The following is a 23,245-nucleotide window of genomic DNA, read 5'->3' on the forward strand; positions in this document are numbered from 1 at the left end:
ATGTTGATAAATAGTAATTGATTCATTTAAAAGAGATAAATGCTAAGCATATGAGAACCGATAAAATGCTGGTATATATATACACACTGGGCTTAGTAGCCCTTGGAGCCTGTCAGTCAAAAGAACAGGAGAAAAAAACGGAAGAAAAAAAAGCTATCCGTACGTTTCATCTTACCTCTGTTGAACAAAAAGGGATTGCTCAGGAAATCCACCTGCCAGCTGAGTTTAAACCTTTTCAGGAAGTGAGTATGTATGCTAAGGTTTCGGGGTTTGTAGAAAAAGTCCTGGTAGATCGTGGATCTGCCGTGCGTCGTAATCAGGTTCTGCTTACTATCGAAGCCCCTGAAACAGAAGAACAACTGGTAGCAGCCCGTTCCAAACTGATGCAGGCTGAAGCTGTATTTGTAGGCAGCAAAGATAATTATCAGCGAATGGTAAACAGTAACCAGCTGGCAGGATCAGTAGCAGCGCTGGATTTAAAGCTTGCCTATTCGCGTATGATCTCGGATAGTGCTGCCGTTGTGGGAGAACGCGCCAACCTTCGTTCTCTTGAAAAAATAAAATCCTATCTGATAGTAAGAGCGCCTTTTGATGGAGTGATTACACAACGTAACGTGCATCCGGGTACTCTGGTAGGGCCGGGAGAAGGAGCCGATGGTGCGATGCTGGTTTTGCAACAACAAACCAAACTTCGTCTGGTAGTAGATGTTCCGGAAACATACAGCGCACAGATCAGGCCTGGAGATCTTGTGATGTACTATGTCAATGCCTTGCCAGGGCGTGCATTCAAAGGCAAAGTCGCCCGTACGTCTGGTAGCCTGAATCAGCGATTTCGGTCAGAAACCGTTGAGATCGATGTAGACAACATTGGCCAGCAATTCAAGCCGGGTATGTTTGCTGAAATTACGTTAACGGCACAAGGAACGCCGGGAGCGTTTATGGTTCCTTCTTCTGCCATTGTTACCTCGACAGGGGGAAAATATATTATACGTGTAGAAGATCAAAAAGCACACATTTTACATATACAGGAAGGCAATAAGGCAGGCAGCCAGATTGAGGTATTCGGCAATCTGGCCCCTAATGACAGGATTCTTGTCAATCCGGGAGAGGATATCAAAGACGGTGATCAGATCAACATTTAATAAAAGAAAGACTATACGGATAAAAATGTTTTGTTTCCTTTGTAAAGACGGAAAAAACAATCAAGATCGTTATTCTCTTATGAAGTGGATATATTTGCCATTTAGCTGCGTTTCTGATCTGGCATTAATTTGAGTTCAGTACAATTTGTTTTCTCTTTCTTATGACAACAACAAAGGTATATGCGGATACTACTTGTAGAAGATGAACCCAAATTGGCGTCTTTTATAAAAAAAGGCTTTGAAAACGAAGGCTATCAGATTGATATTGCCTATGATGGACGCATGGGCAAATCGTATTTTGAATACAATGAGTATAATCTGATTATCCTTGATATCAATTTACCCTACATCAATGGATTTGAACTGTGTGCTATTATCCGCAAACAAAATATACAAATCCCAATTTTGATGTTGACAGCGCTGGATAGTATCAATGATAAAATAACAGGGTTCGATACAGGTGCAGATGATTATCTGGTTAAGCCCTTTGCATTTAATGAACTGCTTGTTAGAGTTAGAGCACTCATTAAACGAAGTGCAAACTATGTAAATGACAACCATGTACTCAAGATTGCAGATCTGGAACTGGATCTTCTCTCAAAATCTGCAACCCGAAGTGGAAAAAGAATAGATCTTACTACACGGGAATATGCGCTACTGGAGTATTTTATCCGTAACAAAGGCAAAGTCATTTCCCGTGTTACAATCAGCGAACAGGTATGGGATGTAAACTTTGATACCAATACCAATATTATAGATGTATATGTATCCTATCTGAGAAGGAAAATCGACAAAGGCTTTACACCCAAACTGATTCATACAGTAGTAGGAATGGGATATGTCATGCGTATTGAATAATCCCAGAGCAGGAATATATGCCAACTTTATTTATGAACGAACAGTAGATGCTGATACGGAACAAACTCACTTTGCGCTTTACCGTTCTGGTTGTAGGTATCCAGCTTTTCTTTTCCATCTTTATCTATTATTTTAATTCTGTTTATCGGCAGCAGGAATTCTACAGTCGGTTACAGGGTAAAGCACGTTTGGCAGCCCGCTTACTCATCAAACGAAATCTCCTGTCAATTAATGAGAAGCACCTGCTGGCAAAAGGTGATCTAAGTACCCTATCAGATGAAAGAATCAGTATCTTTTCATCTGATAAAAAATTAATCTTTACCAATGGTGATAGTTTGCATGCACAATCACATGCATTCTTTATTGATAAACTAAAGCCAGACTTTCCCTTTACCTATACCTCAGACAGATTCGAACTGGCAGGAATTGTTTATACCTACAACGAGAAATACTACTTTGTTTTTGCATCCGGGTATGATCAGTCTGGCTTTTCCAAGCTGGAAAATATGGCAATGATTCTGCTTTTGGGTAATCTGGTTGTATTGGTATTTATTATATTTGCCGGCTGGTATTTTGCCTCAGAGTCACTGGCTCCCATATCAGATGTAGTGCAACAGGTTGATAGCATTACGGCTTCCCGACTGGATCTTCGGGTCAATGAAGGAAATGGGGAAGATGAAATTGCCAAACTGGCTATCACTTTTAATCGCATGCTGGATCGCGTACAGCAGGCATTTGAATCACAACGAAGCTTTGTTTCCCATGCTTCTCATGAGCTACGTACTCCACTGACCAATGCGCTCGGAACACTGGAGACTTCACTCATCTATGACAAGGAATTAACTGTAGCTAAGACTAGTATGGCTTCCGCCATCGAAGAGCTCAACAATATCATTGAGCTAACCAATGGACTTCTTTCTCTTACTAAAGCAGATGCAACCTTTTCTTCACTAACTCCTATTCGGCTTGACGAATGTATACTGGATGCATTATCTCTTATTTACTCAAAATACAAAACAAGAGAGATTATTATTTCTTTTCCTGAATCCATACCTGCAGATAGTGAGCCTTTTTTAGTGGAAGCTAACATGCAGTTGCTTCGTACTGCTTTTGTGAATATCCTTGATAATGCGTGCAAATATTCAACACAAGCTGTTGGCCTTACTCTTGAAAAGAAAGACAATTCTACTTTTCTGGTAACAGTTACAGATCAAGGCATAGGAATTGAAAAAGAGCAGGTTGATAAGGTATTTCTTCCTCTATACCGTGCCACTAATAGCCGTAACTTCCCAGGCTTTGGCATAGGACTGGCTGTCACCAAAAAAATTATTGATCTCTTTAAAGGAACGATTTCAATAGATTCAAATTCTGATGAAGGTACCATTGTTACGGTGGAAATACCTGCTGCCCCATTTTCTGACAACTCTCTCTAAGGTAACATCTTTCCCTGTTTAACAACCTCTCTAATCTTTTTCTAATATTCTTTTAATCTGATTTTAATGTTTACATCCTTTTTTTACTATAGAAAGGATTCGTAAGACACCCAAAAATTCTTTATGCAATCGTCTAATAAAATGCCAGGCTATGGACAAAATCCATTCTTGTTGTATTTACTGACAGGTTTGCTTTTGCTTTCACTAGTCACAAACCTATACATGTGGAATATAAAAAACGACTTTCAGTTAAAATATGAACTGGGGGAACACATGCAGGAGTCTCAGAATTCCTATGAGTATATGGAGGCAGGACAGATAGAGAATCAGTTAATAGAATGTCAGCAGGAACATGAAAAAAAGGATAGCCTCATTCGTCGTAAAGATAGTCTGATTTACCGCCTGGATAAGTTTCCATTCCATAAAAGGCACAAATAAAAAATTTGTGTCAGCTACTGTCTGACAAGATGTTTCCAGGATTTAAAAACTACCTGCATAAGAAAATCAAAACCAGCTACCTTCTGGAAAGATAAGGTAGAGATAATCAGCAGCAATCCTCACTAGTTCTTAAAACAACGATTAAACTTAGCTTATTCTATTCATTCAACTAAATCATTCATATCATGCGTAAAATCGTTCTTTTGTTTGTCGGAATGTTCTTTCTGATGCTTTTGGGAGAAAAGGTAACGGCTCAGACAATTGAGGAAGGGATAAACAATCTGGAACTGGAAAAATATGCCAGTGCAGGCAAAGTGTTTAAGACTTTGGTTAAAGACAAGCCTGGAGGCGAAAATTACTTTTACCTTGGCTATTATTATATGCAGGTAGATGAACTGGATTCAGCCAAAATGCAGTTTGAAAAAGGCATAGCTGCTGACGAAAAAAATGGGATCAACCACGTAGGGATAGGTTCACTGTTGCTGAAGCAGGGAAAAAAAGCAGAAGCCAAAGCCGCTTTTGAAAAAGCCAAATCTATTACGAAAAACAAGGCAAAAAAAGCAGATGTGTTTTATCGGATAGGAGAAGCCTATCTGATGCATGAAGGCAACACAGATCCCGTTGAGGCAGTGACACATGCACAGGAAGCACTCAAATTAAATGACAAACTAGCTGATGCGTATGTAGTACTCGGTGATGCAGCTTTGTTGAAACTGGATGGCACTACAGCTGCTAATAACTATGACAAAGCGTTAGCGTTGAACCCAAAGCTTCTAAAAACCCACATCAAATTGGGAGACTTGTTTGTCAGAAGTAAGAACCTGAATGCAGCCCGTGACAAATACAATGAAGCTATTACGGGTGATACCAATTATGCTCCGGCCTATCGTAAGCTGGCCGATTTGTACTATCTGGCCAGACAGTATCCCAAAGCTCTGGAAAATATGGAGAAGTATATTTCTCTGGCAGATCAAAGCCCTGCCAATCAGTTTCGATATGCAGGTTTTCTGATTCTGGTAGGTAAATACAAAGAGTCACTCGATATTCTGGGTACTTTACAAGGACAATATAACAACAGTGCCTTGTATAATCGACTGATGGGATATGCTTATTATGAAACCAACCAATGTCCGAAGGGTCTGGAGTTTATCAATAAATACTTTACACTGGCAAAACCAGAAGCTGTACTAGGGACGGACTATGAGTATCTGGGAAAATTGCAGATATGTACTGGGGCAGATACAACCAAAGCCATCGAAAATATAGTAAAGGGAGCAGAACTGGACTCAAATCGTTTGGAAGGGTTACGAGATGTGGCACAAAAGTTCTTTGACAGCAAATCCTATGACAAATCCGCACAGGTTTTGCAAAAGTATATTCGTCTGGCAGGTAAAAAGGCAAATGCCAACGATTATTATCTGCTTGGACTTGCCGACTATTTTACAGCAGACCTTGATGGAGCTGATTCATCGTTTACTTCTATGATTGAGCAGCTGGATTCTACCAAACAGATAATAGGTTATCAGTGGCGGGCTAAAACACGGGCCAAGCAGGATAATGATGGAACTTTGGGGACAGCAGAATCGGATTATACAACATTATTTGAACTGGTCGAAAGGCAATCTGACAAAACCAAGTATAACCGGGAAGTCGCCAACGGATATTTTTATATGGCTATCCTGAATCTGAAAAAGTATAAAGACCTGGCAAAAGCCCATGAGTATGCGAATAAAATGCTGGCCATAGATCCAGCAGATAAAAGAGCGAAAAATGTACTTTCTTTTACAGAAAAAGACCTTCAGCCTGGAAAAGTTACTCAGGCAGTTCCTGCCAGAGCATCGGCCAACAAATAGTAAAAGCTTTCTACTATTTGGCACAGTAAACTATTAGCAGATAGGTCTTACTGACAGTACTGCAAGAGATATTAGCATCTAAAACAGTTTCAGAATATGAGACTATCCCTACATGTTATTGGAAAAGGTAAAAGATAACCTGCCCAATACCATGTAGGCTAGTCATTTTTATAGAATATAACCTACCTCAGATATAAGATTATAAATGGATATGAAATGAGTTCTTACCAAACCTATGGCCAGCTTTATGAAGCCTTTATCAACTGGGTTTTGAATAACAATATACAGCAGTTTTCCTTTAATGAGAACCCAATAGTTAATGCCAGCCAAATGATTGATTTGATAGAAGCGGAGCAGAATGGAGAAAATCCACAAAAAATTGGCAGACTAGGGCAAATTGTGAAAGATCAGATCCTTCTCACACTGGTAGTTTTGTATCAGGCAGAAGAGTACGAATGGAAAAAAAACTTATTGGTCAAACTAATAGGTCAGGCAAAACAAGCCTCTTCATCGGGTGAATATATAGATATACTTAATCAGACAATAACGACTACCTATTCGTTATAGATAGTAAACTCAGAAAAATGAAACAGGCTATTTTTATGGGCGCCTCCTCTGTTATCTTACGTCTGATGAATAGAATCTGAAAATTCTAATGAGTGTTTCACTGGACACATGGTAGTTTATCTTCCAAAGACTACCAACGTATGGGAGACAGAGGTGCCCTGGTCGGTTTTACAACAGTAGATCACATAGTTTCGGTACTTCTGAAAACAAAAATCAACAAATTTCTTCTCACTCAGTTTACAGCCGAAGCTAAATTAGAAGATCTGGAAAAACTGGCACTACTAATTCAGGATGGTAAAATCAAAGTGCACATAGAAAAGACCCACCCATATACAGAGATCCCTGTAGCCATACGTTATATTAAAACTGTGCTTACCTGAGGGAAAGTAACAATGGTACGGAATAGTACTGACAACAAAAAAACTGTTACATAGTTTTACACCTGAATCCGGCCCGCAGCTGTTTAGTGCGTTTTTTTGTCACTACCCGGCTTGTTGCCGTCTATTTTATTGCTTCCAGATTTACTGTAGACTATCCCGGTATCTTTGCTGTTGGGATGCGTACTAGCCCTAGCCTTGGTCATACGTTCTACCTGAGTAATGGTCTTGTGACTATTCTCTTTGGTAAGATCATCACCACTAAATTCTCCTGCAATATTTTCCTCACTACCAGCACTATTGACATACAAAGCCTGAGTGGGAAAGGCAAGGCTACTGCCACTTGCTTTAACAGTATCAATGATCTGCAACAGCAAACTTTCCTGATCAGTAAGAAAGGCATTGTAATCTGTGGCCAGTATATACGCAAAAACCTCCAGGTTTAGTGCCTGTGATCCAATACCAACAAAGCGAATTCGTGCTGAATCTTTATCAATAGTAGGATAAGCCTTCAAGACTGCATCCAGCTCTGTGAGTATATACCGGATCTGATCGGGTGTTGTTTGGAAATGCAGGGCTATTATCGGATGAAACCAGAATCGGTCCCGATGTGCATAATTCTCAATTCTGAGTGAAGCAAATTCTCCATTGGGGATAGTTACAATCGTGCGGTCCAGTGTTCGGATACGGGTTGATCGCATTCCGATCTGCTCAACGGTACCTACAGTTTCTCCTACTTTACAAAAATCACCAACACGAATAGGCTGGTCTACAATCAGTGCTACACTTCCTACAAAGTTCTCTACTGTTTTTTGTGCACCCAAAGCCAAGGCAATACCTCCAATACCAAGAGCAGCCAATCCGGTTGTCACATCAAAACCGAGAGTATACAGTACAGCGATCAAACCAAACGCCACTATAGCCGTTTTGGCTACGCGACTCAGAAACAATACGGCAGAAACCGCAGCCATATTGCCACGACGGGCAATACGCCTTTCGCTGAATTGAGTGAAGACAATAGTAACCCGCCATAACAGCAGTATTACAGCAACCATTCCGATAACTGCAGTAATTTCACCAAGGCGTTGACGGATAATAATGGAAATATCTGCCATCTTTATGAGTCCGCCAAAAAACCAGACCGCAATCAGGATACGGAGTGGCAATTCAAGAGCTTTGATTACACCCGTTGTGGGCTCCTGTCTGGCTTGAGACCAGAAAAAAGGCAGGAGATAGATAATAAATTTTGTTAACAGCCATGCTAATAGATAAGCCATTACTGCCAATACCAGCAGAGCCAGCCAATAACCAATCGGAACTGCGGCCAGAGTATGTTCTTTCAGGTAAGCAGGCAACCATTTATCGATCAGTGGAGAGGCCTGTTCGGGTTGATAGGTAAGCAGAATCTGGGCAATGGTTTGAGTAGAAAGCAACCAAATCGGAGCACCATCCGGACCCTGGTCTTTTTCAAGGAGCAGATCAAAGGTTTTTCCTGCAACGTTAGCCTTTCCTACCCGTTCCAGATTGGGTGCCAGGTTATCCGTAAGTGAACCGCCATATTCATCACTGATCCACGAGTAAGGTAGAAGGCTTCCATTTTCATCCAATATACGCTGTAGCCTCTGTGCTAATTCAACACTGTCAATAGTAGTAGGAAGTGTAGCATCTTTGGATATCGTACGGCTCGGTTTCTTTTTAGTATGTGTTCTGGTAGTTAATGTTTTATCGCTGGATAACCCGAGAATGGCATTGTCTATTTTCAGGTAGCGCGAAGCCCGAATGTAATTTTGCTCTCCAACCGCTTCCAGAAATCCAGAAACCGTACCCCGAGGATTGCGCCTACCCAAAGAGTCTTCTTCCCATTGTGGCTGTACTTTCAAGATACCGGCAGTATCTGATCCGGTTCCTGGTATCTGTGCAGCAGCTGGACTAAAGCAAACAAATGATACGATAAGAAACATCAGGAAAGAAGTTCCGAACAAATTATTTCGTAGTATAGAATTCTTTAACTGTTCCAATGTCATAGAAAACAAGCTGGTAAAATCCGCAGTTTGAGTATATAGCTTTGGAGCAGAAATACATTTTTTCAAATCAGATAGTTTCATCAAAACAGACTTACAGGTTAGTATCACAGATTGAATGGTTACTACTAGATTGCTATCTGACAAACCTATATATGTACAGGTAAGCCAGATTATTACTTAGCAACTCTTATATATGAGATATTTATTCTCCATGTTGGAGTAAAAATTGATGCCATCTGCTTGTTCCTTGATTTATGAGGTTTGTTTTTCCCTATTTTGTTGATAGCAGAAATTACATTATTCTCATACTTACGTTCTTAACTCTGACTACATAAAAAAAGCAGCCTTACTTAGATAGACTAAGTAAGGCTGCTCAGATCTAAAGATTTCTATTAATATATAACCAGTTTTCCTTGCTGGGTATTTTTCCCGTCCGTAATCAGAATTACATACAATCCTGCTGGAAGTGAACGTAAAGACAATGGCAATGAATTTTCCCCAAATATGTGTGTTTGTTGAAGAAAAGTACGACCAGTCATGTCTTGTACATAAATCTGGGTTTTCTTATCTTTAAACCTATCTGATAAAAGTAAAACAGACTGATTGTATGAAACCGGATTCGGATAAATACTCAATTCTGTATTTACGACTGGTGTTTCAGCAGATATCCTTGCTCCCGGACTTTGTGGGAACAATACTGTTTTAGGAATAATGTAGGTTGCCAGTCCACTTCCATGTCCAGGATTGGACGTACCTGCAATGCTGCTGTATAATTCTACTCCACTAGCATCAAAACCAGTACTATGAAGTAACTCTATTGAATAATACCCTGCAGAAGGGAAACTTACCCGTGCACTTCGCGTGCCAAATGACCAGTTTTCTTCATTGATCAATACTTGTGTATTATTCACTGTCAAAGCCATAAAGCCTTGAGAGCTAACAGCAAAATCGACTTCAATAGTAGAATTACCAGATTGTATATCATGCTCAGCTTTGATTTGAATATACCCACTCAAACGGAGAGTAGATGATTCGATTGCCTCTGATGGTGCTCCAGATCCATCACTTCCCAACCATACATTCCAGTTGGCTGAGTTGGAAGTAGTTGCACCTGAGGGATAATCAATATTGGTAGCTGTAAAGGAGAATAAAGGTGTTTTTCCTGCAATAGCTGTACGGGCAGGACTTACACCATAACCAAACTGAGTGAAAAACTCTCCTTTTAGACCTGTGCCAGCAGTTGATGTAGTACTTGTTTTTACAGACAAAGCAGTACTAGCAGCAGATACATTGTTTGCTGCATCTTTAGCCTTAACAGTCATGGAATAGGTTGTATTAGCTGTTAATCCTGTAACAGAAAAACTGGTAGTGGTAGAGGTACCAATAGATGTTCCATTCCGGAATATTTCGTAACTGCTAACGCCAACATTATCTGTAGATGCAGTCCAAGCCAACGTAAAACTAGTAGTAGTGATGGCTGAAGCAGCTAAGTTGGTTGGTACACTTGGCGCTTGTGTGTCCGAAGAAGGTAATGTAGTGACAGATAAGGCACTACTTGCAGCAGAAAGATTTCCAGCTGCATCTTTGGCTCTGACAGTAAAGCTATAGGCAGTATTGGCGGTTAGACCAGTAACAGTAAACGAGTTGGTAGTAGAACTACCCGCAAGTGTAGTACCCCTGTAAATATTGTAGCCAGTAACTCCTACGTTATCAGTGGAAGCTGTCCAGGTAAGGTTAACACTTGTTTGTGTTTTACTTGGTGAAGCCAGATTGGTTGGTGTGCTGGGCAACTGAGTATCAGAAGCAGTCGCTGTTTTTACAGACAAAGCAGTACTAGCAGCAGATACATTGTTTGCTGCATCTTTAGCCTTAACAGTCATGGAATAGGTTGTATTAGCTGTTAATCCTGTAACAGAAAAACTGGTAGTGGTAGAGGTACCAATAGATGTTCCATTCCGGAATATTTCGTAACTGCTAACGCCAACATTATCTGTAGATGCAGTCCAAGCCAACGTAAAACTAGTAGTAGTGATGGCTGAAGCTGATAAATTGGTTGGAGTACTGGGAGCTTGTGTATCTGTAGTAGAAGCGCCTGACTCAAAAGCACCAATATCTATCCCAGAGCCGATTGGCCGAGATTTGTACTCCAGATCAACACTGGCCGCATTGCTGGTTGTACCCGCATTAATAGCAGGGCTACCAGAAGCTAAACCAAAATAGTTACTAAATTGAGGATTGACTGTATTAATAGAACCGAAACTGGTAGTGGCATTAACGAATCGTACGTAGGATTGATTGTTTAATTGCTGTACTTGATTATCAGAAGGTAGGATCCCTTCCTGCGGCGCTCCATTTACCATTTTTCCCGCAGGTCCGATAATTAAGTTATTGTGAACATCTGCATCTGAAGGAACCAGAAAAGCATATCCTCTCGCATTGGAATTGTTCATCACAACAATGTTATTATAAACTTTAGAACCTGCACTCACATCCATATTCAAATCACCGTTCCATCCAAATGCATAGTATTTGGATAGTTCTGTATTATTGTGATACAGGGTATTGTTGCGAACTGTAATATTATCGCTGTGATAGATATGAATTCCACGTCCCCCATTATTGAAAGATAAATTATTTTCTACCAGACTTGGATGGGTATATCCACCAGTTTGTCCACCCCCCTGCTCATTTTCGAAATCATCTAGGATAATGCCATTGCCATCTACCGGAGTACTGTAGCCTTGCAGTGGATAGATACAAATATTCTCAAAACAGATATTGTTGCGTATAATAATCCCCCAATCGCCAGCCACATAGCTGGAAGTATACTTGGGGTGATAGACAGATATTCCACTCCCATTCGGATTACCTGTATTCTTAGCATTATCACGGACAATATTATTTTCTACAATATAATATTCACCGTTATTAACTTGGATACCAGTTGAACCTATATCATGTACGAAGCAATTTTTTATAGTAACCCAAGCACTATTATCTGCCAGAATACCGAAGTAATAACTATTACTGGGGTTTTGAAAGGTTACCTCTAATCCATCTACCACAATACCAGTACAGTTAGAAATGGAAATGACACTGCCACCTGAGATACTTTGAATAATAGCTTTATGTTTATTAATAGCCCGAATGGTGAGTACATTCGTTTTAGAGCCATTTTTATTGTTCACACCAATTTCTCCTTCAACATAAATCCCATCATTGATGTTAACAACATCTCCGGGCTGGGCAATTGCACAGGCTTTGGTTATAGTTCTGAAAGCTCCAGAGGCACTATTAGATGTGCCTGTATTACTATCGTTACCATCAGTACGAACATAATAGCTGGTTGCCAATGAACTAGCTAAGCCCAAAAGAAATAAACTTAGGGTTGTTAGAAGTGTTTTCATATTAAAAAGGTTGTAAAGATTGTAATACGTATAATCAATTTATACCAGAGGTGAAATAAAAAAATACCAGTCAGGTTTATTAAAAATGACTAGTGTTGCATTAGAGGTTGTCTAAATTATTTATAAGAAAGCTCAACGAGCAGATTTTGTAGCGAGATGAGACCATTGTGACTTGCGTAACCTCATGAAATCGTAGTACAAAAGATGCCTTGTAACCATTATAAATATTTTTAGACAACCTTTCAGACATTTATCCTATTAAAGATATTTTTTAGAGAGGCAATCCACAAGAGTGTTATTATTCCTGAAAGATAAATAAATAAAGCGTAATACATTTGTGACCAAATGATACCCAATCTCAATAAAGGGACAAAAGTAGTTGTATGCATAGTAAAAATACATTAAATGAAGGACCAAAAATAAACTGGGCTGTTTTGAATATAAAAATCGAAAAAAATCTATGCCACACCTCCTATATTTTCTCCACGGAAATACCAGAGCACTAACGGTTTATATTAGTACTCTGACAATAAAAATGTATTGAGACGTAACTCGAAAGACCTATAAACAAGGAAAATCACTATAACTTTATAGGTTTGTTTGTCGGTTTCTACAGCTGACTATGCGATTTTTTAAATCATATAGTGATTAATTGAGTAAGTATATGGATAGAATTGATTTTAGTGTGTCTCATTTCCACTCACTTCACGAGTCAGTTTGGTAAATCCAATTACTTGTCCATCTTCGTCATGCAGAGCAGTAATTTATTGCGCAGAATATCGCATACTTTGTCAGAATAAGATAGTATTGTTGTTTGTAAAGGGTCTGATTTTATATTTATTATACTCCTACTATCAAAAAACAGATACATTTGTTAGTTAAAATAAGGATTAGCTTGGTTATGTGTTAGCAAACTGTAAATGTTCAAATGAAAGTTAAGGGTTATTTATATGCAATTATATCTGCCATCACATATGGGCTGATTCCGCTATTTATTTTACCAATCAAACAAATTCATTTCTCGTTGAATGTCGCCTTATTCTATCGTTTTTTTATTTCATCCCTCTTTCTGCTGATTTTGTTGAAATACAAAAAAGAGAGCCTGAAAATTAACCGAAAAGAACTGATGACTTTTGGGGTTCTGGGGAGTTTGTTTGCCATGAGTTCAGACTTTCTTTTCCTGGCTTACGATTATCTTTCTGCAGGCATAGCATCTACCATCTTATTTGTCTATCCAGTTATTGTAGCACTAATCATGGCAATTTTCTTTAGGGAACGAATTACTTTGGTTACTGCAATCTCGCTCATTATCACATTAGCAGGTGTATATATCCTCAGTACGAAGGGTAGGGCATTTGATATCAATTTTACTGGTCTTTCTATTGCGCTAGCAAGTGCGCTTTGTTATTCATTATATATCGTAAAGGTCAATAAAGCAAAAGTGAAGGCTTCTGGAGTAAAAACCACTTTCTTTTCACTTTTATTTTCTGCTATGTATTACCTTTTGAAGTCACTCCTTTGGAAGGAATCGCTGATATTACCGAACCTAAATCTACTGCTTGACATCGCTATCTTCGGTTTGTTGACATCAGTTGTATCAATTACAACACTGGTATACGCCATTCGCTATATTGGATCAACCCCCACAGCAATTCTGGGAGCACTTGAGCCAGTAGTAGCTGTTTTGATTAGTGTGTTCTTATTTCATGAGTTGTTGACGCTTCAACTGATTGTCGGTATCACCTGTATTCTTGCGGGTGTCCTAATCAGTATCGTCTTTGCCAGTAATAAAGACACTGAGGAATCAAAAAGAGAGATAAGCTGTTGAGTCAAGTTTGCGCATTATTCACGGCAGACTATTTTTTAGTAAGGTCACAAAAATCTATTTGACTAACAGAGAGATGGCGTTTAATTCACTGCATTTTTGATTTTGACCGCAACTCCGATCATTTTTCCTGCTGCGCATAACTCACCGCAAAAAAATTTCTTGATCGGAGTTCAGGGCAAACAGCATATTGTGGTGAATTAACCGCAAGAGTAAGACTTATTATAAGTCCAGGACATTACTCGGGTATCAAGAGTCTATCCAAAATTTAGAATGAAGTTCCTCTCCCCTTTTCTATTGTAACTTGTCTGGTTATTCTTTCGTCTTTTACTGTAGAAATACTTTCAGTGATTGTGTAAATATTTTTCTAGTCCGTTTCCACTATAATAATGAGCACATTTTTCTATTTTTGTCTCATCGGCATTTAGATTTGTTGTTTTTTTGATTTGATACTACAAAATGCAACGATTCATTTGTTTAGTTCCTGCCCATCAACACCTTTATAATTCATCTGCTATAATTATTGAGTGTAACAGATTGTAAACTAACAAATAAGGAGTATATCAAAAAAACTATGAAGCCACCTAAAACCAATTCAACACCCAAACGTCCGGCCCGCCGTAAAACAGATGGACAAAAAAATAAACAAGCTCAAGCTAGTGTTCTGGGTAAAAGTTCCATAGAAGAAAAAGATGAGGCTATTATCAAACCTATAAATGTCAATGCCAGTATTCTCAAACGCTGTAAACAGCACGCAAAAGAGTTAGGCATCAAAACACTGAAAGAGTATACGGAAAATGCCTTGCTTTATTTTGTAAAAAATGGAATGAATCCTTGTGAGCAACTGCATAGTGAAGAAGTATCGAAAGAAGTAGTGCGGATGCGTAATCATATTTTCTCTTTTCTTCAAAAGCAGGAACAACAGTATGTATTACCTTTATACAAGGAGGTATTTACACAGGGTAAGAATGCCGAGCAGTCAGTAGATACAATGCTTGAACAAATGGAAAAGATGATTGTACTTTTATTTCGGATTCAACAGATGATACATGTATCTACATCGACTATGTTGCATGTGAGTGACCTTTCAGCAGAAACAATCAATGATATTAAAGCAAAGAATCAGGCTTTTGTGGAAACACACGTAAGTGAGTTCATGAAAAAGCTGGAATCAGATCAAAAATAAACTGGCAGATCTATCTGATCTGATAGATCTGAAAATAAAGCAGTAGCCATGATTTATAAGCAATAATGAAGGGACTGCCAGGTATTTTTTCATCACGATTAGTTCGTATTGGCTATGATCAGTAAAGTATTAAAAGCTCAATCGGATGGCAAACCGACCAGTAAAGCGGCCAGTAAATCTGGTTCGGTATATGATAACAAGGGATCGGCGGCCCGCCTTGTTAATTATATGGAACATGAGGCGAAAGAACAAGGAGAAACTGGAGCCTATTTTTCACAGGTCTCAGATCAAATAGAGAAACAGGAGGTGATTGCTCAGATTGATGGAAATGTAAAAGGGCTTAAAAAGGAAGACAGCAAGTTTTATTCTCTTATTATTGCTCCCAGTCAGACAGAGCTATCGCATATCAGCAGTGATGGTCAAACCCTAAAAGTCTATACTCGTCAGGTGATGCAAAACTATGCAGCTAATTTCAAGCTCGCTGATGGGCAGATAGTATTAAGCACAGATGTTGTCTGGTTTGCTATAATTCATCGTGAACGAGACTATAGTGGTTCAGACCCAATGGTTCGGGAAGGAAAAGCTCGATCAGGAGAACGAAAAAAAGGCGATCAAACCCATATTCATATTATTGTTTCCCGAAGGGACAAAGAACAAACAGTCAATCTTACACCGACAGGAGCAAAAACCCGGTTTTCGATCAAGTCGTGGCAGGAGAAGAATGCTGCTGACTTTCAGCAAATGTATGGCTATACCCAACAGACACATTTTCCCAATGATGTCTATAAAGCAGAGAAACTGAGTGAGCGTGTACAAGCCTTTGTTGAAAAACATGAACTAGAAAATTACTTATCAATAGATCGTATTGTTTCAATAGGGAAAGAGCAAGACTTTGGCCGGATATTTTACCGAAATCTGAAGATGCTGGAAAATACAATTGAGAAAGGAATCCAGCCACGTGATCCATACAACATCCTGGATCGGCGAAAATTAGATAGACGGTATACCAGACAAGGAGAATACCAAACAGATAATAAAGCTCAGCGGACAGTCAATCGGCAGGTTCTCAAGCTAAGATCAGCATACTTAAAAGCGTATGGGATAGCTTTAACTGAACTGGACCTTCCCACAGAGACCATTCAGAAACTATATAGTGTGCACATGCATAAGTGGAAGTTTTATGAAAATCTGAATGAATTACAAGAACTGATTTTGAAAGAAGGAGCCATACCAGAAGATTTTCAGCAACTTTTGGCACAGCCTGCAACAGAAGCAGAAACTGAAGGGTACTTTCAACAACAAAGAGGACATAAACCTTCACAAAAAAGCCAAACAACCACATCAAAAGAGAATACAGTTGAAATAGACAATAGTATTCAATCGCAAGTTGCAGACCAACAACAAAAAGCAACTAATCAAGAGAAAAACCTACTGTTATTTGAACGGTTTTTACAAGGAGTAAGAGATGGAGAGACAACAAAAGATGTTGACTGGGGAGAAAGACCTAGGCAAAAAGGTAAAACCAGACAACAAAACAAGAAGGAAGAGCATGAGTATAATCTGGAAGATTAATTCCAAATAACCAGGTTAGATCTTCTCAAAAGGCTTACTGGTTAGTATCCTTCTATCAATTGATTTCTACTCTGATGGCTACAAGAGGAAAATATCAGGTTAAATTCACATTTTCAAAAGTGATAGATATACCTGGTTGATATAAAAGCCCCTAAATACTTATATAATTTCGACACTTGGGAGTTCCACAAATATAGGAAGCGCCAATCCCAGTTGTATGCACCATATATCAGTCTACAATTTAAACACACATTGTCTGATCAAACCTATATTCCTCTAAAAAATATTGACTAATAAATAAAAAAAGTAAAATAGGATATGGGGATTGTACCATTTGACTTGTCTGAAGGATGTTATTTATCTGCTATAAGCAATATTCTGCTTTGATAAATAAGAAGGCGTAATACTACTTACATAGGATGCACTCTCCTCTCACTTTTTGGAAGAGTACTTCTGTCATCTTTCATTCTTATTCAAAACAATTCCTATGAGAAAATTAATGCGAATGATGCTGCTTGCAATGGTAGTAAGTGGTGCATTTATCGGTATCACAACCGCACAGACCTACAACTGGAATACAGTTCCAATAGGTGGTGGAGGGTTTGTAACAAGTATCAAAGCACACCCCAAAGTGCCTAATCTGTTTTTTATTACCAAAGATGTCGGAACTCCCTACCGATGGAATGCCACTACCCAAAAATGGGAAGAGATGATGTTGTTTGGTAAAATTCCTACTACTTACTGGAACTGGGAAGGGGGCGCAAAATGTGCAGAAGTTGCCTTTGATCCCAGTGATGCTACAGGTAATATACTCTATGCTACTATTGCTACAGGAAAAGGTACAGTACCAGGAGGGGGAACGTCAATGGGAACTCTGATGAAGTCGACAGACAGAGGTCAAACCTGGACAGATTGTCAATTATCCATAAAAGTTACGCCTAACGCATCAGATAAAGCTTATACCGACCGAATTGCTGTTGATCCCAATAATAGTAATGTAGTGTATGTAACAACCACCTACAATGGTACATACAAAAGCACATCAGCGGGTGCTGTAGGATCATGGGTTAAGGTAAATACATCTTTTCCTGATTCAGATATAGGAAGATTTGTCATTTTTGATAAAACGGGTGGAGTTATCAATGGAGTCACCAGAAATATATTAATCGGAGGCTCACAAGGAGTATATAGGAGTACTGATGGCGGAAATACCTTTGCACTGATGAATGGGAGTCCGGGAGAACCGAGGCGTTCATCTTTCAGCAACGATGGAACACTATATGTTACCCAAGTGGGGCAATCAGCAACAAGGCCATTAGGAGGTCAGGGCTTGTATAAATGGAATGGAAGTTCATGGAGTGAGATAGCGCCTGTGGCAGGAAAAGAACTGGGAGGTATAGCCGTTAACCCGCACAATAGCAATGAAGTGATTGTTACTACAACAGGAACATGGAATAATGATGTTGCCTATCGTAGCCTGCTAGGCGGAGTACCAGGTAGCTGGACTGCTTTAGTGCCTACAACTCGGGATGCGTCAGAAGCACCTCATTCACTGGGTAATGGAGCGAATGGAAATTTTGGCCACAATATCTGTGCGTTTATGTTTGATCCATTCAATGCAGGTCATGTATGGTTTACAGATATGCTCGATGTTGGGCAGACTACCAATGTATGGGCATCTACGGTTCACTGGAAACTTCGCGATGCTGGCCTAGAAGAAATTGTGGTTTCAGGAAACATGGTTTGTCCACCAAGTGGAAGTAATTTTTTGTTATCTACTACTGGTGATGTAGGAGGATTTGATCATAAGTCATTTACCAGCCCACCTGCAAAAGGGATGGCAAGCTTCTTTAGTACCTTTAATGGAGTAAATACATCCGGAGTTGCCTTTCAGCAAACAAACCCTGATTTTATTGCACGGGTAGGAAGCGACGGATGGAATGGGGTTGCTATTGGTGGCTATTCTACTAATGGCGGACTTAGTTACACGAAGTTTCCGACTGTTCCTTCTAGTGGCTCGGCAAGAGGAAGGGTTGCTGTGTCTGCTAATAGCCAGAGGATAGTTTGGGTTACACAGGGAATGATAACAGGAGGTTTGACTTATTATTCAACAAATCTGGGTGCCACTTGGACTGCCAGTACAGGTCTTCCTTCTGGAATTCTCAAACCAGGAGATATTTATACCATCTGGGCAGGGATGAATCCATTGGCTGCTGACAAAGTTAACGGGGATATTTTTTATGTATACTCTGGTGGTACAGTATATGTAAGTACGAACGGCGGTGTCAGTTTTTCTGCTGCTGCTACCAATCTTCCCAATGTAGGGAATGTTGCTCAGATGAATGTAGAGACAACCCCAGGAAAGACAGGTGACCTTTGGATTGCCTTTACCACCGGATTGTATCATTCAACAGATACAGCAAAAACATTTACCAAAGTAAATCCGAATGTTGTAAAAAACCCTAAGTGGGTGGCAGTTGGAAAAGCTGACACTTCAGCTTCTTCCAATCCTATTGTTTTTGTAACCTCTGAGTCTGGTACTGTAGACAATCGTACCTATAGTGTTTTCAGATCAGATGATAATGGACAAAACTGGACAACTATTCTAACTACTGTTCCTGATGTAGTGGCAAACTTAGCTGCTGACTACCATGGAAGAGTGTTTCTGGGTGCATCCGGCAATGGTATCTTTGTAGGAGAACCTGCAGGTGGTCCTGTAGTCAACGTTTCAGTTACACCTGCTTCTGACTCTGTGATTGTCGGATTTACCCGACAGTTTAAATCTGTTCTTACTCCTACCTATCCAACAAACAGTGCTGTTACCTGGAGTTCATCTGATACTTCAATTGCTACTGTAAACGCGTCCGGACTGGTAACAGGAATTTCTCCGGGAACAGTTACTATCACTGTAACTACTCAGGATGGTGGTAAGACAGCACAAAGTACCTTAAAAGTAACACCAACGGTAGCTGTTTCAGGTATCTCCCTTGATTCGGTCATTATTATGGGATTGGGAACGTCACAAAATCTGATTGCTAAAATAACTCCTGCCAATGCAACCAACAAAGCAGTAAACTGGAGTTTATCCGATACCACTGTAGCGAAGATCAATTCCAGTGGATTGCTGTCTGCACTTAAATTTGGTACAACAGTAGTTACTGCAACAACAGTAGATGGTGCAAAAACAGCGACCAGTACAGTGACCATAGGAACGAGTATTATCGCCAATAACTGTGGTGGACCTTCGATTCTTAATTTTATCGCAGACACCCCCTCGTCTGGGTCTATGTGGACTACTGGTACTACCACTCCTGTAAGTACAACCGGCCTTACAAATCCTGCACCGGCACAGGTTTATCTCTCTCAACGCCAAAGCGGACAGCCAATGACCTATACATACAAAGGACTAATACCTAATTCCAAATACAAAGTACGATTACATTTTGCAGAAATCAGCACCTCTATAAACGCAGGACAACGGAGATTTAATGTCACAGGAAACTCAGTAGCGGATACGTTATTGAAAAACTTTGACATTTATACACAGGCAGGGGGCAGATTCAAAGCCATTATTCGGGAGTTTGAAATACATTCGAATGGTGCAGGTCAGATTTCTGTCGTTTTCCGTCCTATCGCAAATTATAGTTATCCTGCTGTCAGTGCAATCGAAGTATTGCTCACTCCATTAACTTCTATTGCCATTACACCGACCTCCTTTTTTGTAGGTGTAGGTGATACTACCCGACTTAGCACAACAGCTACTCCTGCCAATGCAAGCAATCAGCGTGTACTTTGGAGTTCTTCCAATTCTGCCATTGTGACTGTTGATAGCAAAGGGCTGGTAAAAGGAATGTCTCCTGGAAATGCTATCATTACTGCAACGTCAGAAGAAGGTGGTTTTACAGCTAGTTCTACGGTAACGGCAGCTAATATTCCAGTAAGCGGGATTACTCTAAGCAGCACAACGGCTAGTGTAGGTGTCAATAACACCGTTACATTAACAGCAACCTTGCAACCTGCTAATGCAACCAATAAAGCTTATACCTGGAGCTCATCAGACACAACGGTTTTGACTATTAGCCAGAATGGACTTTTGAAAGGGATTTCTCCTGGTAATGCAACTATTACTGTGACTACTCAGGATGGAAATAAAACAGCCACTTGTGCCGTATCGGTATCTAATATCTTAATTTCTTCGATTGTTCTAAGCAAATCAGCTTTAACAGTAGGAGTGGCAGATACAACCTCGTTAAAAGCGTCAGTACTTCCAGCTACTGCAAGCAATAAAAATGTAAACTGGTCTTCCTCCGCACCCGGTGTTGCCACTGTAAATGCCAATGGCAAGATCACGGCGATTGGTGTTGGAACGGCGAATATCATTGCAACTGCACAGGATGCTGGTGGGGTTAGCTCTACGGCTCAGCTTACTGTTGTTAGTGCGGGATCATGTGGTCTAATGACCAACAATGGTTTTGAAAGTGGATTCGTTAACTGGATACTTCCCAATGGCAGTAAAACAAAAGTAAGTGAAACCATTACACATAGTGGACTCAAAAGTGTTGCCGTTATGGGTGATAACTCGGCTATTAATTATGGAAGTAATCTGATTGTTGGAGGAGGGAAAGAAATTACCTTTGAAGTCTGGGCAAGAATAGAACGTACACCCGATCCTTACAACCAGCTTCAGAATCCCTACTGGGCAGGAATCGGCATTGATTACTACGATGCGAATGGCAATAAAATTGCCAACGCAAGTAACCAGCTTCAGGCCTATCCTTCTGCAACGCCTGGTACATTTACCCGCTTTTCGGTAACCCGAGTAACTCCTCCCAATACAGCATATGCAGGTGTTTGGGCGGCCAAGGCAGGTCCTTACGGTGAGCTATACCTGGATGATTTCTGTCTTACTATTGCACAGGATTCCCAAACGGTTTCGTTTGATTCCCTTAGTGTAAAAACAGTAGGTGATGCAGATTTTGCTCCTGTTGCCTCAGCAAGCTCAGGTCTTCCTATCACTTTGTCAAGTTCGGATACCTTAGTTGCCACCATTACAAATGGAAAAATCCGGATTGTGGGACCGGGAAGCAGCATCATTACTGCATCACAAAGCGGAAATAACTTATATCTGGCAGCTGCTTCGGTACAACGCACGTTAACAGTCTTGTCGGGTTTAAAAGTATTGTACATGGATGGTGATACAGGTAAACTGACAAATAACAGTGCTCGCCCTTATCTCAAGGTTGTCAATGAAAGCAGTGTTACAGTGCCATATAATGAGTTGACAATCCGGTATTGGTTTACAGCCGAAAACTATGCAGGTATCAGCCATTGGATTGATTATGCTCAGCTGGGAAATAACAAGGTATCGATGAAATACGTAGAGCTGCCTAATCCACGTACCAGTGCGTTAGGGTATATCGAATATGGATTTGATCCTTCTGCAGGAGGCATTCTACCTGGTAGCAACTCAGGCCAGATCAAGTCAAGATTTGCCAATACGGACTGGCAACCGCTTTCAGAAGGCAATGATTACTCCTATTCTAATGCAACTACCTATACTGCCAATCCAGCTATTACTCTCTATCGCAATGGAAAACTTTGGTGGGGTACAGAACCTGGAAACATTGCTTCAGATACAACCCTGAAAGTCTACTCAGAAAACAGGAATACGTCGGCTTCCAGTGCCATTCGTGCCTGGCTTACTATTGAGAATACAGGCAATGTACCCGTTGATTATAGGGATCTGAAGATAAAGTATTGGTTTACTGCCGATAATGCTGCTTCTCTTTCGTATACAATTGAGTACGCAAAGTTGGGAGCCAGTAATGTGTCAGGTGTTTTTGGGACTGATACAGGACAATATTCTGATACATACTTCGAATCTAAAATAGATTCATCAGTAGGAAAATTATATCCTCTAAGCAGTACGGGAAAAATTCAGTACAAGATCTATAGATCAGATGGATCCCTATTTAATGAGACAAATGATCATTCCTATATGCCTGCGGCACCTTTTGCTGAAAACAGCCACATTGCCTTGTATTATAAAGGGGTGCGTATTTATGGGGTAGAACCTTTAGTTTCATCATCTGCCAGAATAACTACAAAAGAGGCTTCTACTGGTCTACAGGTAACAGTACTTGGAAATCCTACGGCTACAGAGCAAGCCGATCTGCGTCTGAGCGGATTAAATGGATTACCTGTTCGTTTACAGGTGGTGGATACAAAAGGATCTGTCTTGTTAGAAAAAACGGTTTCTGCCCCCCTTGAAAATACGATTCAAACAGTGCCATTGGGAAAACAAGCAGGTATCTATTTGATTCGGCTTGGATCGGGTACGCAAACTACATCTGTAAAGGTCATAAAACTCTAAACTGTTATTTTAACTCTGGTGATTGCGGACAATAGGAATTTGTCCGCAATTTCTATTCACCAAATAAGCCTGATCACTTTATATGGTCAGGCTTATTTTATTTAAAATCATTTCAGAAGGAGCGGAACCTCTTTCTTTTTACCCTATAAAGCTATAGACAAGTTCAAGAACTTACTTTTTTCAACTCAAT

13 protein-coding genes are annotated in these 23,245 nt (G+C 40.0%); 11 read left to right on the top strand and 2 right to left on the bottom strand.

Annotation, left to right across the window (positions count from 1 at the left end):
• The first annotated feature begins 50 nt into the window (after window positions 1-50).
• The 7 genes from QNI22_RS33640 to QNI22_RS33670 all read left to right on the top strand — a co-directional run bounded on the left by QNI22_RS33640 (window position 51) and on the right by QNI22_RS33670 (window position 6,671).
• Window positions 51-1,142 carry an efflux RND transporter periplasmic adaptor subunit gene (locus tag QNI22_RS33640; RefSeq protein WP_314517960.1) on the top strand — a complete coding sequence of 364 codons (1,092 nt, stop codon included), beginning with the start codon at window positions 51-53 and terminating at the stop codon, window positions 1,140-1,142.
• A gap of 180 nt (window positions 1,143-1,322) precedes the next feature.
• Entirely contained in the window at window positions 1,323-2,000 is a 678-nt protein-coding gene (locus QNI22_RS33645) for a response regulator transcription factor (protein WP_314517962.1), read from the top strand.
• Between the two features lie 47 nt (window positions 2,001-2,047).
• Window positions 2,048-3,433, top strand: a complete 1,386-nt coding sequence (locus tag QNI22_RS33650) for a HAMP domain-containing sensor histidine kinase (protein WP_314517964.1) — start codon at window positions 2,048-2,050, stop codon at window positions 3,431-3,433.
• A gap of 123 nt (window positions 3,434-3,556) precedes the next feature.
• Window positions 3,557-3,871, top strand: coding sequence for a hypothetical protein (locus tag QNI22_RS33655; RefSeq protein ID WP_314517966.1), 315 nt, complete (start codon window positions 3,557-3,559; stop codon window positions 3,869-3,871).
• Between the two features lie 185 nt (window positions 3,872-4,056).
• Window positions 4,057-5,724, top strand: coding sequence for a tetratricopeptide repeat protein (locus QNI22_RS33660; protein ID WP_314517968.1), 1,668 nt, complete (start codon window positions 4,057-4,059; stop codon window positions 5,722-5,724).
• A gap of 216 nt (window positions 5,725-5,940) precedes the next feature.
• Window positions 5,941-6,291 carry a hypothetical protein gene (locus tag QNI22_RS33665; protein ID WP_314517970.1) on the top strand — a complete coding sequence of 117 codons (351 nt, stop codon included), beginning with the start codon at window positions 5,941-5,943 and terminating at the stop codon, window positions 6,289-6,291.
• Window positions 6,292-6,383: 92 nt separating this feature from the next.
• Window positions 6,384-6,671, top strand: coding sequence for a zinc-binding dehydrogenase (locus QNI22_RS33670; protein ID WP_314517972.1), 288 nt, complete (start codon window positions 6,384-6,386; stop codon window positions 6,669-6,671).
• A gap of 83 nt (window positions 6,672-6,754) precedes the next feature.
• Here the strand turns inward: QNI22_RS33670 and QNI22_RS33675 are convergent, their stop codons facing one another.
• A complete protein-coding gene (locus QNI22_RS33675) occupies window positions 6,755-8,758 on the bottom strand; it encodes a mechanosensitive ion channel family protein (RefSeq protein ID WP_314517974.1) in 2,004 nt (667 codons plus the stop codon).
• Window positions 8,759-9,084: 326 nt separating this feature from the next.
• On the bottom strand, window positions 9,085-12,099 hold the full coding sequence (locus tag QNI22_RS33680) for a fibronectin type III domain-containing protein (RefSeq protein WP_314517976.1): 3,015 nt from the start codon (window positions 12,097-12,099) through the stop codon (window positions 9,085-9,087).
• Between the two features lie 928 nt (window positions 12,100-13,027).
• Between QNI22_RS33680 and QNI22_RS33685 the strand changes: the two genes are divergently transcribed.
• The 4 genes from QNI22_RS33685 (at window position 13,028) to QNI22_RS33700 (ending at window position 23,055) form a co-directional block, all read left to right on the top strand.
• On the top strand, window positions 13,028-13,927 hold the full coding sequence (locus QNI22_RS33685) for a DMT family transporter (RefSeq protein WP_314517978.1): 900 nt from the start codon (window positions 13,028-13,030) through the stop codon (window positions 13,925-13,927).
• 571 nt (window positions 13,928-14,498) lie between these two features.
• A complete protein-coding gene (locus QNI22_RS33690) occupies window positions 14,499-15,110 on the top strand; it encodes a BfmA/BtgA family mobilization protein (protein WP_314517981.1) in 612 nt (203 codons plus the stop codon).
• 114 nt (window positions 15,111-15,224) lie between these two features.
• Window positions 15,225-16,682 carry a DUF5712 family protein gene (locus QNI22_RS33695; RefSeq protein ID WP_314517982.1) on the top strand — a complete coding sequence of 486 codons (1,458 nt, stop codon included), beginning with the start codon at window positions 15,225-15,227 and terminating at the stop codon, window positions 16,680-16,682.
• 487 nt (window positions 16,683-17,169) lie between these two features.
• Complete coding sequence (locus QNI22_RS33700) at window positions 17,170-23,055, top strand: Ig-like domain-containing protein (protein ID WP_314517984.1); 5,886 nt, start codon at window positions 17,170-17,172, stop codon at window positions 23,053-23,055.
• Window positions 23,056-23,245 lie beyond the last annotated feature (190 nt).

Source organism: Xanthocytophaga agilis, assembly GCF_030068605.1.
GTDB lineage: Bacteria > Bacteroidota > Bacteroidia > Cytophagales > 172606-1 > Xanthocytophaga > Xanthocytophaga agilis.